The sequence below is a fragment of the Paenibacillus spongiae genome, from assembly GCF_024734895.1.
Taxonomy (GTDB): Bacteria; Bacillota; Bacilli; order Paenibacillales; family Paenibacillaceae; genus Paenibacillus_Z; species Paenibacillus_Z spongiae.
Genome location: NZ_CP091430.1, coordinates 3,438,277 through 3,452,528, shown reverse-complemented (window position 1 = coordinate 3,452,528; position 14,252 = coordinate 3,438,277). Strand labels below are relative to the sequence as shown.

Below are 14,252 nucleotides of genomic sequence, written 5' to 3'. Positions count from 1 at the left end.
TCCTCCCCTATTATCAATCAATCTATATTTGCAGAGGCTATTAAGCCTTTACTGCTCCAGTCAGCATACCTTTAACAAAATACTTCTGGAAGAACGGGTATACGAAAAGCAACGGAAACGTGACAACGACCATGACTGTCATCTTGATAACTTCAGGCGTTGGAACGGTATTGTTCTGCATCGACATAAGCCTGCGCTGTGAAGCGCTTGATGTACTCGTAAAATCGATCAGCTGTGTTGCTTCAGCACGATTGATGATTTCATACAGCACAAATTGCAGAGTACTAAGATTACGGTCCGTTACATAAAGCAAGTTGGTATAGTAATCAAGCCAGTTGCCGACTACGGCGAAGAACGCAAATGCAGCAATGACCGGCATGCTGAGTGGCAGGATCATCTGAAAAAAGATACGCACATATCCTGCACCGTCCATCATGGCGGACTCTTGCAATTCATCCGGCAGCTGCTCAATATGCGTACGCATGATGATCATGGTAAAAAATCCAAAAGCACCCGGAAGAATATAGACCAAGAAATTGTTAAGCAGACCAAAGTTAGCCATAACAACGTAATTGGAAATGATCGTGCCGCCGATAAACATCGGAATCATAAAGAAAAAGAGCAGCGTCTTTCGTCCAGGCAGAAACCGCTTAGATAATGTGAATGCCGCCAGCATACATACGATAACCGAAATAGCAGGACCTATAAGACAACGCAGCACGGTCACGATAAACGCGGAATGCAGCCTATCGTACTGAAGAACATAGGCATAGTTCTCCAACGTAAACTCACGCGGAAAGAACCAGATCGGCCCTGTTGCGGCATCGGCACCTGTATTGAAAGACATGACCAGGATGTACCAGAATGGATAAACGGAAACAATCGCCCAAAAAACCATAATGGAAACATTGACAAAATCGAATGCTCGTTCGCCCTTCGTTCGTTTAATCTTATTCTTAGGGAGAACATTGCTTGCACTAACTTTCATTTTGTTAAGTAACCTCTCTTCCCCTTTATATGATGCCTACATTACTAAGGCGTTTCGTTGTGTAGTTTGTAAGCATTATCAAAATAAAGGATATTACGCCTTGAAAGAGACCGACTGCGGCGGAATAGGAATACTGTCCGCTCACTAATCCCTGGTAATAGGTATACACGCCGATCGTATCCGTATCCAGACGAATCATCTTATTTTGCATGTTAAACACTTGGTCGAAATTGGTTGCGAACAATCCGCTTAACTGGAAAATAAGCAGGATACACATCGTCGGAATTAATCCTGGCAGCGTAATATATAGCAAGCGTTGAAAACGATTAGCTCCATCTACTTGCGCTGCTTCGTACTGCTGCGGGTCAATGCCGGAAAGCGCCGCGAGATAGAGAATCGTTCCCCACCCTGTTTCTTTCCAAACTTCTGAAATGACTAGAACAGGAAGGAAGTTTGAAGCGTCCTGCATAAACGAAATACGCTCTGCGCTAGGGTCAATCAATTGACGCAGATTATTGACAATACCGGTGGCATCCACCGTCAAGAACATGTAGAACAAGCCTGCAACCGTTACCCATGATACGAAATGCGGGATATATGACGTCGTCTGCACAAATTTCTTAAAGAGCCGTCCTCGTAATTCATTAAGCAATAGCGCTAAAATAAGCGGAGCAGGAAAGGTTGTTACCATCATGGTCACGCTATAAAGCAGCGTTCTGCCCATCAGCTCATAAAACTTATCGTCGTTAAGAAATTTAGCGAAGTTGTCGAATCCGACAAACTCACTGCCAAATCCGAACCATCCTTTATTAAAATCATAGTCCAAGAAAGCAATGTAGTTAGAGAACATCGGTAAATAGGCAAAAATTAATGTAAGTACGACAGCTGGAATCAAAAATACATATAAGACCCAAATATTCTGCTTCTGCAAACTCTTTTTTCTCTTTGGATTTACAGAGATGTTTTGATTCGGCACCGCGCTTTTGAGTAAAGCCATCGGGAAACCTCCTAATTTCTGGTGAAACGTATGTGACTTAGCGCATCTCGATCCACTGCTTCAAGCCATCTACCGAGCGTTGGACATCTTCCTCCATCGTGCGCTCGATTTGCATATCGTCTTGATGAAGCAGCTCGAATGTCAACCAACCTTCGTAAGCGATTGCATCGAGTGCAGAAATCAATTCTTTCATATCGATTTCACCTTCAAGCAAGTCTTCCGTAGGGATTGCGCCATTTTGATTTCTAAAGTGGAAGGCAACCACCCGCTCCGGATATTTCCGGATCCAATCGATTGGATTGATGCCGGCAACATGCGCCCAGCCCGTATCGATGCACAGACCTACTTCCGGGCTTGAATAATCGATTACGGAACGCAGATCGCCTTCTGCATTATGTTTGGTCGCTGCATGATTATGCAGGCTCACCTTTAGTCCGAGCGGTTTGACAGCTGCTGCAATACGGGCTAAGTTATCGCCTTGACGCTTGAATTCTTCTTCCGTCTTGAGCTCCGGATGTTCCCAGCTTCCCTTAGGGTCCGCGTTTATGACCAAATCCGTGCCCCCTGCTTCCGCCAAACGTTTGGCGGAAGGCAGGACGGATTCCTCGATCTTAAGTGCTTCAAACGGTTCGTGCAGCTGCAGCCCTACATAAGTGCCGGATATCGTTAACCCGTGTGCTTGGGCTGCTGCAGCAAGCTCTGGCGTAGGATCGATTTCTACCGCATCCATTCCGGACTCGGCGCAATCGCGAAACATTTCATCCCAAGACGGCTCCTTGCCGTCCTTCCAATACCTGGCTTGCCAGCCGTACATCCCCGTGGAAAAGCCTTTAATGTTCATGAGTATTCCGTCCTTTCTCCACCTGTACAATCATTTTTTATTATCCGATACGCTGCGGCACGCCGGTTTCAGCGCAGTCATAGATCGCCTGCAGGCACAGGAAATTGAATACGGCCTGGTCATTGACAACCGCCTGGGACTCCAACCCTTTTACCTTGCGATAGAAGAAGTATACCGGGTGATCCATGGCGTTAAATTTATTATGGTTCGTTCCGTCGCTCTCAATGGACTCAACTTCACCATTGTTATCGCGCGTGAAGACAATCTTATCCGTCTCGAAATATGGCGACCATCTCACGGCTCCAAGCGTTCCCTCGATCTCAACATGGTAATATGCTTCTCCATGCGTACAGGAAGCCCTTTCATAATGAACCCAAACAGGCTTGCCGTCGCTTAGCTCATATTTCAACATTGCCCCGACATGACCCTCGACGTCATACACCGTATCGACAGGATCGATATGCGTCTGTGGCTTGCTTGTCCACGCTGCAGTCACGTCTACGTTCTTCGGCTTCAAGAGATCATTGATGACGGAGAAATCGTACGGGCCCCAGTCCATGACGATACCGCCGGCACTTTTGGAACGATCCAGGAACCATTTGCTCTCCGGCTGGTACTCCACACCCGGACGCCCACGCTGACCCCGGAATACAAAGGTCATTTTGTATACGTCGCCCAGCGCTCCGGAATTCAACAGCTTCTTGACTTCCTCCATCTTCGGAAGACCCAAGAAACGGACGCTGCAGCAGCCAAGATGACGATTATATTTGGCAGCGGTTTCACGAAGTGCCTCCGCTTCCGCCTTGTTCATAACAAGAGGTTTCTCACATAGAACATGGCGTCCGGACTCCAGGGCGAGCTTGGACAATTCGAAATGCGTAAATGGAGGCGTGCCAATGATAACGATATCATTTTCCTCAGCAGCTTCTGCCAGCATTGTTTTGGTATCGGAAAAAGTAACCGCTTCAGGGAAACGTTCCGCGAAACCGGCCAATGCCGTAGGATTCGGGTCTGCAACCTTAATCTCGAACGTTTCTTCGCCTTGAAGCTTACGGATCGCTTCGGCATGCGTTCTGCCGATGACACCTGCGCCAACTAAATAAAATCTCATTGATATCGACCTCTTATCTTCATTAAATAGTGCTTGATAGACTTATTACCCTACGAACGGATCTTTAATTTATCCATTATTTCGGCTGTCTTCTCGTAAGCCTCCGTTACCCATGCGACACTATTCGCCGGATCCTCGTTGAACTCCAATTCGATCGATACGACATCATCGTAGCCAATCTCGTGCAGAACTCTGAGATATCCTTCCAAGTCAGCGTTACCTCGTCCTGGCGGCCAATCGTTGTGAATGGTTTTGTCATTGTCGGACAAATGGACGCCGCCGACTCTGCCCTTCAATCGGCGAAGCTCTTCAGGAGGAACGTCTCTCAGATGCAGATGGCCCAGGTCCGCGTTGGCCAGACAGTTCGGCATATTGACGTCATTCAGAAACTTCTCCATCGTATCGACGTCATTCACGAGCGAATAATGAAACGGTTCCAATTCTACAAGTACGTTCATATCGCATTTGGCCGCATATTCAGACAGCTCTTTAGCCGCATCGACGGCAAGCTGCCACTGTTCTTCCGGCTTGATGACCACTTTTTCCCAGATGTATTCACCAAGGACGATGATCAAGTTTTTCGCGTCCATATAGACGCCCATATCCAGCAGCTTCTTGTAGCAGTCGATTGCGAACCGGCGGACATGCTCTTCCATCGAGATCATTTCCGGGTATGCCGACACCATGGAGGAGATTGGCATGTTCATCTCTTCGCACATTTTTTTAATGCGCTTCAAATCATAGGACTTAAAGGAGAATTGCGGGAAAATATCGATCGTGTCGAATCCGATTTCTTTGATTTTCTTAATTCCTTCAAAATACTCGACAGGCGTCCCAAACCAGGCAGAATTGATACAACCTAATTTCATCTTCTTCACTCCTCGTCTAGTTATCCGGTGAATATACAAGACGCCTGGAGGCGGCATGGGCTGCTAACATGCAGCTTGCTGCACCACGCCGACGCTCCCGTGTCTTGTTCAACGGAATATTATAGGTAACGGGTTTTGGCCCAGTACTCTTCATATGAATCTTCGAACAGCTGCTTCGACTTTTCTTCTCCTACAATCAGGCCGCTTGTGAGAACCTTAGGAGGCTGTCCGTTCTCCGTCAGCTTACTGGCAAGCTTGCACTTGATGAGGTTCACGATGACCGTATTGCCGATCGTCGATCCTGGTCCTACCGGTGTTTCCAAATCTTCGATCTTCACCATCGCGTCTCCAGGAATCGCACAGTTGTCGATGACAACATCGGCCAGTTCATAGAGCTTCTTGCCGGATGAGTGCTTCGACTTGGACAATTCGCTGTGAGCAAGGGATGTAACCGCAATAATCGGAATGCCTCTTTCCTTCATCTCAAGCGCAATATCAATGATTACGTTTCCTGTACCGCTGTGTGAGAAAATCATGATGCTGTCATGCTTGCCATAATGGAAGTTGTTCACAATCACCTTGCCGAATCCTTCGACATTCTCCAGATACATGGCTTGTCTTTGTCCATTGGAACCTACAACGGCATGGTGATTCGTTAGCGAAAGCTCAACCATGGGATGGAAGCCGGCATAGCTTCCGTAACGCGGATACATCTCTTCAACCGCCATACGGGAATGACCGCTTCCAAACAAATGGACGACATTCTGGTTCAACATGCTGTTCAAGCAAATTTCAACCGCTTTATCGATTGCATTCATCTGCGTCGCTTCAATCTTATCGATCACTTTACGGGCACCGACCAAATAATCCGTTTCGAATTCAATATTTACCAGAGTGTTGCTCATTTCTTCATCTTCCTTTCATCGTATAACGCTGTAATCGTATAGCATCTACTGAGCCAGCCAACCGCCGTCCACCGGTAGTGCGATGCCTGTAATAAATTTGGCTTCATCCCCAGCGAGGAAGGCAACGGCAGCCGCAACATCCTGCGGATAACCGACATGCGGGGCAAGCGGTTGATAATAGGTTAGCGCCTCACGGATCACATCATTGTTAATGGCCCGCTGAGACATCGGCGTATCAAGCAATCCCGGCAATACGGTATTAATCCGTATGCCATCCTTGGCATAGTATACGGCTGCAGATCGGCTCATGGAAATGACGGCCCCTCTGCTTGCTGCATAAGCATGCGTAACGAAGTGGTCTTGCGCGCCTAGCATCCCGAGGATCGATGAGATGTTCACGATCGAGCCTGATTGCTGACGCTTCATGTAGCGCAGCGCCAATTGATTGCTATGATACACGCTGGTCACGTTATTCGTCATAACGACGTTCCAGCCTTCTTCGGTACACTCGTCGAGCGGACCGTCTCCCCACCTGCGACCGCTAATACCGGCAACGTGAACCAGGATATCAAGCGTATCCCATTTCTCCATCACCGTATTATAGATCATTTCCATGGAAGCACGATCGGACGCATCGGCGCTAAAGGCTTGAACTTGACTAGGACTTGAAGCGAGCGTACGCAGTTCTTCTTCAGCCGCATTCGCTTTACTTTCATCTCTTCCAGTGACGGCAACTTGCATGCCTTGTTCCAGAAATAGTTTGGCTACAGCCAAACCGATTCCGCTCGTACCGCCTATAATAATGGCATTCTTAGTCATTGGCTCCCCCTTCTCACTGCCATGCAGCGGATTGTATGATTTCGGATATCTGAATCGAACGCTTCTTCTCGATCGACGCATAACAGGCTTCCATCATGGCCATCGTTTCCAGATTGTTTCTGCCGGATATCATCGATTCGTTCCCGTCCGTCAAGGAACGGAACATCTCGTTCATCGTGTATTTAAACGCCCCCGGGAACCAGCTTCCGCTAAGCTTCGGCGAGTGCCACTGGGAATCCAGCTTCTTGGACATATAAGAGATTTGGCTTGGACCGCCGGACGGCCATCCGATGTTCAATCTTACGACGCCCTCCGTACCCTCGATTTTATAGAATACGCCGAAGCTTTCTTCATCCCAAGTAAATCCATCATCCCAGGCCGAAGCCAGCAGCCCATTCTCATACTCCAATATGTAGGAGGATGAATACTCACCAATAAATTCACCCTCGGGTTGACGAATTGAGCTAGCGAAGATGCGCTCCGGAGTCCCGAACCAATAACGGAATTGATCCAGATGATGGATACCCATGAACAAGAACATCAGCCGTTCATATTGTTTCTGGTATTCCTGCCAATGGGGCTTGTATCTCAGCTCGATCGTTGCGTACACGGGCTTGCCTACGATACCCTTCTGAATCAAATCCTTCGCCGCCATGACAGCCGGATCGAAGCGCCCGTTCTGGTTCACGAGCAATTGAACGCCGGCTTCCTGACAAATCCTGACCGTCTCGACCGCTTCCTTATACGTGACCGCAAGCGGCTTCTGGGCCAGAATATGCTTTCCTGCCCTGGCAGCCATTGCAATCAGCTCCGGCTGCATGTGAGGCGGTACGGCGATGTCGACAACATCAACCGATGGATCGTCAAGAAGCTCTTGTATGGTGTCGTACACCTTCGGTATTCCAAACTCGGAAGCGACTGCTTCCGCATTCGCTTTCATGCGCGATGCAATGCCAACAACTTGATATCCTGCTTCCCTGTATGCCGGTAGATGACATTCCCTAATAATAAATCCGCTGCCGATAATACCAATCCGGTAACTCGTGTTCGTACACATGCCAGGGATATAATCCAGCTGGAAGGTTTCCTCACTCATCGACAATCCCCCTCGTTTACCTTATACCTCTTGAAACGAAAACGCACGGGCCGAATTGTGAACCATGAACTTCTCAATCGTCTCTTCACTTAGTCCCGCCTTCATCAGGCGCGGTATAAAGGAAGCTGCCAAATGAGCCATTCCCGGACCGCCGTTGAATGCTTTCCAATAGGAACGAAGCGCGAAGTCAGTACCCAGCAGGATCTGGTCTTCATAACCGGCTGCGACTACTTTTACGATCAGATCGATAATCATGCTGTCCGGCCAATATTTGATTCTGGAAGCATTGTCATATTCCAAGAAGACTCCGCTCTCCAGCATGGAGATGTGGTAATCCAGATCAGGATTGCGGTCCGTGTGACAAATAATGATGGACTGCGGCGAAACGCCCATGTCTGTCATCAATTGAATTTGCTCCAGCCCCATCGTGCCTTCTTCCGTATGCGTGGAGATCGGAGCGCCAGTCATCTTCTGCGCTTCCGCAACGGAAGCAAACAGCTTCTTGGAAACAGGGCTGATCCGGTTATAGTCCGAAGCGCCTTTCAATAGCCCCGCTTTAGCCGAAATCCGTTCTACGATCGGACCGTTATAGCTGTGGCGGTCCATGCCTTCCATTACATCAGCAACGAGCAAATCGCGTATCTGCTCTTCGGAGTAGTTATAAATCCAGTGAATATCGTCATAGTACATCGGCTTATGAAATCCGGTTACAGCAATGATATTCGTATTCGTGCGCTTCGATATTTCAACCAAAAACTCAGGATGTCTGCCGCAATCTAAAGGCATCATATCGACGAAGGTTTTGATATTATACTGCTTGCAATCTTCGATTTCCTGACATGCCGCCTCCACACTGTTCAGGTGGAGGTCTTTCTTCTTCATAACGCCAAGTCCGCCGGAAATGATAAGATGCTCGTGAGAATACACCTTACCCAAATCCGCGGAGTCGATATCTCCTAATACGGTTCTGACTCGTCCCATCTTAATCACCTCTTCATAATAACTAGTCTATGATTGCATGCTGCTGTGCTAGTGTTTGCCGCAGCTTGTCGATGTCCACATCGGCGAAATCACGGTTCGTTGCGAACGCAATGGCCGCAGCCGTACCGGCTGCTTGACCCATGGCCATGGCCTGAGCTGAATTTCGGGCGGATGCTTGAGCGCCGTGCGTAGCTGACAAGCATCTTCCTGCCACAATGACGTTCTTCAGCTTCTGCGGTACCAATGAGCGATACGGGATGTGATAATGTCCTTCATCGGCTACATATACCCAACGCGTACCCTCTCCTGGATTGTGATCTTCAACCGGAGCGCCGCAGCATGCAATGGAATCCTTGAATTTGCGACCGCTGACCACATCGTCTTCAGTCAGCACATAATGTCCTTCGATTTTCCGCGTTTCGCGTACGCCGATGTATTGGCTTGTGCTCATAAGGAACGCGTTTTCGAAGCCGGCAACTTTCGCTTTCAAGAAATTAGCGTACTGTTGAACCTGTTTCCGGCCTTCGATTTCCGCCTTCGTTAACGAGTAAGGATCGGTTGCATCAATGTTCTTCACTCTCACCATATTGGCTTGAATAACGCCTGGATTAGGCGTCCGGTGATACGAGCCATCAATCCTCGGCAGCTGGAACTCTTTGCTCTCGTTCGCTTCCTTCATCAGATTTACCATCTGCTCATGGCTAACGGTCTTCGCTTTCTCCAAGTCGACGTTCCCCATAAAAAAGATCGTGCTGAGCGATTGGTTCGGCTCGCTTTCGGAACCGGCATCGAATCGTCCGCCTGCCCGTGCCACGATATCGGCGTCACCGGTTGTATCCACGAAATATTTGGCCTTCACTTCCGTGATCCCGGCTTTATTGGCCAGCCACACGCTGCTCACTCTTCCGTCTTCAGCCTCAACATGGCAAGCGGTTGTATGGAACAACAACTGACAACCCGAGCTCTGCACCAGATCTTCATAAGCAATCTTGAGCGCTTCTACATCATAAGTAAGCCCTGTGCCGGCACCATATGTATTTTGTCTTTCGAACAGCTTGTTCTCTTCCTTTAACCGATTTACGATTTCATCGGGAATCCCGCCCACAATCTTCTTAGGGCTCTTGCCAGGTGTAAAGAATCCGTAGAAGGTATCTACCCCCGTAGCCGTTCTGGAACCGCCTAAGCAGTTCTGGCCTTCCACGAGAAGAACTTTAGCGCCATTTCGCGCTGCAGCCGCAGCTGCCATCACGCCAGCAGCTCCCCCTCCAAGTACAACAACATCGGTTATTTCTGTATTCGTTTTAATCATGTAAACAATTCCTTTCATAGGTCTTCGGATGCAGCCGATCTAACTTAGTAGATCGGCGACCGTTTCCTCGTAATGACTTCCTGCTGAATCTTGCCGATCAGCTCAACATCACATAGCTCATCGAACAATGCATGGATTTCTTTCCGTTCCTTATTGATCACAATAGCGGCCGCCATGCTTTTATCTGAATTCGATTGCGGTTGATCCACTCTCTTGACCGCAAGTATTTCGATCAATGAGGTTGGTACAAGCTGGCTGCTATGCCATATTGCGGCATCGATGATGCCGTCTGCAATCAAGTAAGGAATGTTGCCGTAATGGATGTTTATTTTCTCGTTGGACGAGAAAAGCTGATCCGACAAAGCGATATGATCGTAAGACGCCGGGTCCAGACCGATTCGCCATTGCTCCATGTCAGGCGAATTGTCTTTCCGGTGCAGGACGATCAGATCGCTGTAATAGCTGTTATCGCCTTCAATGCTGATGAATCGCAGATTCGAGTACTCCTCACAGGCCTGTTCAGCAGACAGCTGCGACATCATAATGAAATCGCATTGCTGCTCCAGCAGCTGGTTAACCCGTAATGTCGCCCCATTCTTAAAGGTCAGATTGCATTCCACCTGCTTCGCGTTAAACATCTCGATCAGTGCGGTAGCAAGTCCTTCGTATTCAATTGTTTTGGGCAGCGGCAGCGATCCGACAAGCGGCCCCTGATCGATTATGGACCATAATGCGGCAGCATTCTTCTCCAGCATAATGGTTCCGAGCTGACCCTTGGACTGCAGCTTGATGGCTCCGGTTTCTTTTAAAGCGTTCATCGCTTTATCCACCGTACCGAACCCGACGGAGAACATGCCCGCCAATTCTGGCGTGGTCGGTATTTTGGAACCGACCTCGCATTTCATTAATTCTCTTGCAATGTATTTAGCTAGATTAGCTGACTTGGAATTTAAATTTTTCATATTTTCAGTATACGGAAAATTGAAATTAAGTCAACACATCTATCGACGGAGAACTTACTTTGATGATTTTCTCTCTTTGTTGTAGTATAGTAGCGAAACCATATATATATTAGGCCCATACTTCTAGTTAGAACTGCTGGGCTCATACACTTTAGGATGGAGAGGTGCAGTTATTATGCCGGTCATTCGCGTAGACAAGCAGGATCTGGAGTTGTTTCCACAATGGAGCGAGATCAATCATTACGGGATTAATCACCTGCAGGTGGGACAGGAAGTTCCGCTGCATTATCACGAATGCAATGAATATTGGATCATCGTAAGCGGAAGAGGAATTTGCACAACCGAAGGCGACACCTATGAAATCGGTCCGGGAGATATCGTATTGACGGAGCAAGGACAGGAGCACTCTCTGATCGTAACCGAGGAAATGACAGCTGTATATATCTACGGCGTCCTGCCGCCGGGCGGCAAGATCGGATATTTATATCGCAATAAGGGGGAACGGCAATGAGCTTGAAGATCATTCAAGTCGGTTTAGGCATGCATGGAAGAGGTGTCGGCGCAAGCTTTGTCATGCCATCCCCCGATTTTGAATACGCCGGGTTAGTCGATTTGAATGCTGAAGTTTTGGAAGGGTACGCTGAAGAGTTTTCGCTCTCCAAACAAATCCTGTACACGGATTACAAGAAGGCCTTCCGTGAACTGGACGCCGATGCCGTATTTATCACTGCAATCTCGCCGGTTCATTATCAGATCGCCAAGGAAGCGTTGGAACAGAACCTCCATGTTCTTATCGAGAAGCCTTTCGTGCTGACAATGGAAGATGCCAAGGAGCTCGTTCAGCTGGCGGCCGAACGAAACCGGAGCTTGATGATCAGCCAAAACTATCGTTATCTTCCGAGCGTGGCCACATTGAAACAGACGATCCAGAATTGCGGATTAGGCAGCATACAGTTTGTTCAGTCTCAATTCTTCTTCGATCATAACGGTAAAGGCTATCAACGTGAGATGGACAATTATATTCTCCTGGAGATGTCCGTCCATCATATCGATATGATGCGCTTCTTGCTGGACAGCAATATCGCAAGCGTTTGGGGCAAAACCTGGAACTATCCAGATAGCGGCTACAAAGGCGATCCTAACGTAAATGCGGTCTATCAAACCGAGAGCGGGATTAATGTATTCTATCTCGCAAGCTTGCTGGCCAAAGGAATCCCCGTGCCATGGGAAGGCGTGTGGAAAATCCAGTTCGAGCAAGGCTCCGTCTATATGGATGATTTGGGCGAAGGATACGGTGTATATGTCGTTGACGCCGCGCAGACCAAAACCCGTGTGCCGTTTGTCGTTCCGGAGAAAGAAAGCATTCATGGCGTGCTTGCCGAATTCGCGCAATCGATCCGGGAAGAACGCGAGCCGGCTATTTCGGGCCGCGACAACTTAAACACCTTGGAGGCGCTGCTCGCTACCAGTGAATCATCCGCCAAGGGCGTTGAAATCAAATTGTAATTTCATGTGGCAGTATGATAAAGAAAGAAGCAGCTACTTGGCTGCTTCTTTCTGCGTTGACCTATCTATTCTTTCACGGAACCGAGCATAATGCCCGATATAAAATATTTTTGCAAAAACGGGTACACGCATAAAATGGGTATAGAGGCAATAAAAACTTGAGCCGATTTGATCGTTCGATCTGACACCATGCTTAACAGCTTCGCGTGCGCCTGTGTCATGACCTGCGAATTGGATTTCACCAGAATAGTTTGCAAGTATGATTGCAAAGGATAATTCGTCTGGTCGTTCATATAGATCAATCCGTCGAACCAGGCATTCCAATGCCCTACCGCAATAAATACGATCAATGTCGCCAGGATCGGCATCGATAAAGCTAAGTAAAGCTTCAATAAAATTTTGAAATGTCCTGCCCCGTCCATGAAAGCCGACTCTTCAATTTCCTTCGGAATATGACGAAAAAAATTCGAAAGCAGCAAAACATTGAATACCGAAACCGCACCCGGCAAGATCAATGCCCAGATGGTATCGAGCAACCCTGTATACTTTACCATCATGAAGCTAGGAATAAGCCCGCCGGAAAATAGCATCGTAATGATTAGATACCAGGCGAATACCGGCTGATGCTTAAAGCTACTCTTGCTCTTGGATAATGGATAAGCCATCAGAATCGTTAACATCATGCTGACGCCTGTACCTAGAGCAACCCTCAGCACGGAAATCCACATCGCGCGCCAATATTCACCTTTATTCAGTATGTATTCATACGATTTCCAAGTGAAGTTTACTGGCCAAAGGATCACTTCTCCGGCCGTAACAGCAGTGCTTGAGCTTAATGAAACGGCCAATACGTAAATCATCGGAACAAGGCAGCTCAGAGAAAATAGGATAAAGAACAATCCGTTGATCGTCGTAAACATGCGTCTTCCTATGGAACGGTCCACCATGTCTTTCCAGCCTGCCCCTCTTAAAAGATTCGATGATCGGAAAATTTACGCGCAAAATAATAAGAAGCCGATATGAGAATCAGGCTGACGACCGACCTAAAAAGACCGATTGCCGATGCAAGCGAATATTGCGACTGCTGAAGCCCCATCCGGTATACCCAGGTATCGATGACGTCGCCTGTCGAATACACGAGCGGACTGTATAACATTAGCACCTGCTCAAAACCGGCGTTAAGAATATAGCCCAGGCTCAATGTCACCATCAGGATAATCGTCGTTCTGATGCTTGGGATCGTAATATGGATGATCTGTTTGAAACGGCTGGCGCCATCCATGACGGCCGCTTCGTATAGCGTCGGATCGATCGTCGTAATAGCAGCAAGAAATACGATCGTTCCGAAGCCGGTAACCTGCCATGTTTCAGTAATGACAAGCAAGTAAGGGAACAACGACGCCTTAGAAAGAAATACGATCGGTTCAAACCCGAGCTTGCCGAGCAGCACGTTAATTAAACCTTCCCTGGACATCATATCCCGGAAAATGCCCCCTAGAATGACCCACGACAGGAAGTACGGGAAATAAATAATCGTCTGCACCGAACGTCTGAACACCTTCGAGACGATCTCATTCAACAATATCGCCACGAGAATAGCGGCAACCGTTTCGACGACGATTTTCATGGAGGCAATGAACAGTGTATTCAACACGACCCCCTTTACGTCGGGAATGTACAGCAGTCTGCGGAAATTCTCAAGCCCTACCCATTCCGATCGAAAGAAGCCAAGACTCGGCTCAAACCGCTGAAAGGACATGACGACGCCCAGCATCGGAAGATAAGCATATATAAATAAAACCAAGACCGGCGGGATCAACATGATATATAGCGCGAGCTGTTTGCGCGGAATTTTTATGGCCTTCATA

15 protein-coding genes are annotated in these 14,252 nt (G+C 48.0%); 2 read left to right on the top strand and 13 right to left on the bottom strand.

The annotated features are described in order from the left end of the window. Positions 1-40: 40 nt before the first annotated feature. From L1F29_RS15840 to L1F29_RS15790, 11 genes are all read right to left on the bottom strand, one after another. Positions 41-988 carry a carbohydrate ABC transporter permease gene (locus L1F29_RS15840; protein WP_258389263.1) on the bottom strand — a complete coding sequence of 316 codons (948 nt, stop codon included), beginning with the start codon at positions 986-988 and terminating at the stop codon, positions 41-43. Positions 989-1,013: 25 nt separating this feature from the next. After that, positions 1,014-1,985, bottom strand: coding sequence for an ABC transporter permease (locus L1F29_RS15835; RefSeq protein ID WP_258389262.1), 972 nt, complete (start codon positions 1,983-1,985; stop codon positions 1,014-1,016). A gap of 37 nt (positions 1,986-2,022) precedes the next feature. Next, complete coding sequence (locus L1F29_RS15830; RefSeq protein WP_258389261.1) at positions 2,023-2,826, bottom strand: sugar phosphate isomerase/epimerase family protein; 804 nt, start codon at positions 2,824-2,826, stop codon at positions 2,023-2,025. A 40-nt stretch (positions 2,827-2,866) separates the two neighbouring features. After that, positions 2,867-3,937, bottom strand: a complete 1,071-nt coding sequence (locus L1F29_RS15825) for a Gfo/Idh/MocA family protein (RefSeq protein WP_258389260.1) — start codon at positions 3,935-3,937, stop codon at positions 2,867-2,869. A gap of 50 nt (positions 3,938-3,987) precedes the next feature. Further along, on the bottom strand, positions 3,988-4,806 hold the full coding sequence (locus tag L1F29_RS15820) for a sugar phosphate isomerase/epimerase family protein (protein ID WP_258389259.1): 819 nt from the start codon (positions 4,804-4,806) through the stop codon (positions 3,988-3,990). Positions 4,807-4,925: 119 nt separating this feature from the next. Next, positions 4,926-5,711 (bottom strand): sugar isomerase domain-containing protein, encoded by a 786-nt coding sequence (locus L1F29_RS15815; RefSeq protein ID WP_258389258.1) that lies wholly within the window; start codon positions 5,709-5,711, stop codon positions 4,926-4,928. A 45-nt stretch (positions 5,712-5,756) separates the two neighbouring features. Next, entirely contained in the window at positions 5,757-6,530 is a 774-nt protein-coding gene (locus L1F29_RS15810; protein ID WP_258389257.1) for an SDR family NAD(P)-dependent oxidoreductase, read from the bottom strand. 13 nt (positions 6,531-6,543) lie between these two features. Then, complete coding sequence (locus L1F29_RS15805) at positions 6,544-7,626, bottom strand: Gfo/Idh/MocA family protein (protein WP_258389256.1); 1,083 nt, start codon at positions 7,624-7,626, stop codon at positions 6,544-6,546. A 21-nt stretch (positions 7,627-7,647) separates the two neighbouring features. Continuing rightward, a complete protein-coding gene (locus tag L1F29_RS15800) occupies positions 7,648-8,607 on the bottom strand; it encodes a phosphotriesterase family protein (protein WP_258389255.1) in 960 nt (319 codons plus the stop codon). A gap of 22 nt (positions 8,608-8,629) precedes the next feature. Further along, positions 8,630-9,916, bottom strand: a complete 1,287-nt coding sequence (locus L1F29_RS15795) for an FAD-dependent oxidoreductase (protein ID WP_258389254.1) — start codon at positions 9,914-9,916, stop codon at positions 8,630-8,632. 44 nt (positions 9,917-9,960) lie between these two features. After that, positions 9,961-10,821 (bottom strand): YhfZ family protein, encoded by an 861-nt coding sequence (locus L1F29_RS15790; RefSeq protein WP_258389253.1) that lies wholly within the window; start codon positions 10,819-10,821, stop codon positions 9,961-9,963. Between the two features lie 232 nt (positions 10,822-11,053). Between L1F29_RS15790 and L1F29_RS15785 the strand changes: the two genes are divergently transcribed. Both L1F29_RS15785 and L1F29_RS15780 read left to right on the top strand, forming a co-directional pair. After that, complete coding sequence (locus L1F29_RS15785) at positions 11,054-11,389, top strand: cupin domain-containing protein (protein ID WP_258389252.1); 336 nt, start codon at positions 11,054-11,056, stop codon at positions 11,387-11,389. Continuing rightward, complete coding sequence (locus L1F29_RS15780) at positions 11,386-12,384, top strand: Gfo/Idh/MocA family protein (protein WP_258389251.1); 999 nt, start codon at positions 11,386-11,388, stop codon at positions 12,382-12,384. The genes L1F29_RS15785 and L1F29_RS15780 overlap by 4 nt, the downstream gene beginning before the upstream one ends. A gap of 65 nt (positions 12,385-12,449) precedes the next feature. On the opposite strand, the gene L1F29_RS15775 is transcribed toward L1F29_RS15780, so the two are convergent. Then, complete coding sequence (locus L1F29_RS15775) at positions 12,450-13,304, bottom strand: carbohydrate ABC transporter permease (RefSeq protein ID WP_258389250.1); 855 nt, start codon at positions 13,302-13,304, stop codon at positions 12,450-12,452. Positions 13,305-13,351: 47 nt separating this feature from the next. After that, positions 13,352-14,251, bottom strand: a complete 900-nt coding sequence (locus L1F29_RS15770; protein ID WP_258389249.1) for an ABC transporter permease — start codon at positions 14,249-14,251, stop codon at positions 13,352-13,354. Between the last annotated feature and the right edge of the window lies 1 nt (position 14,252).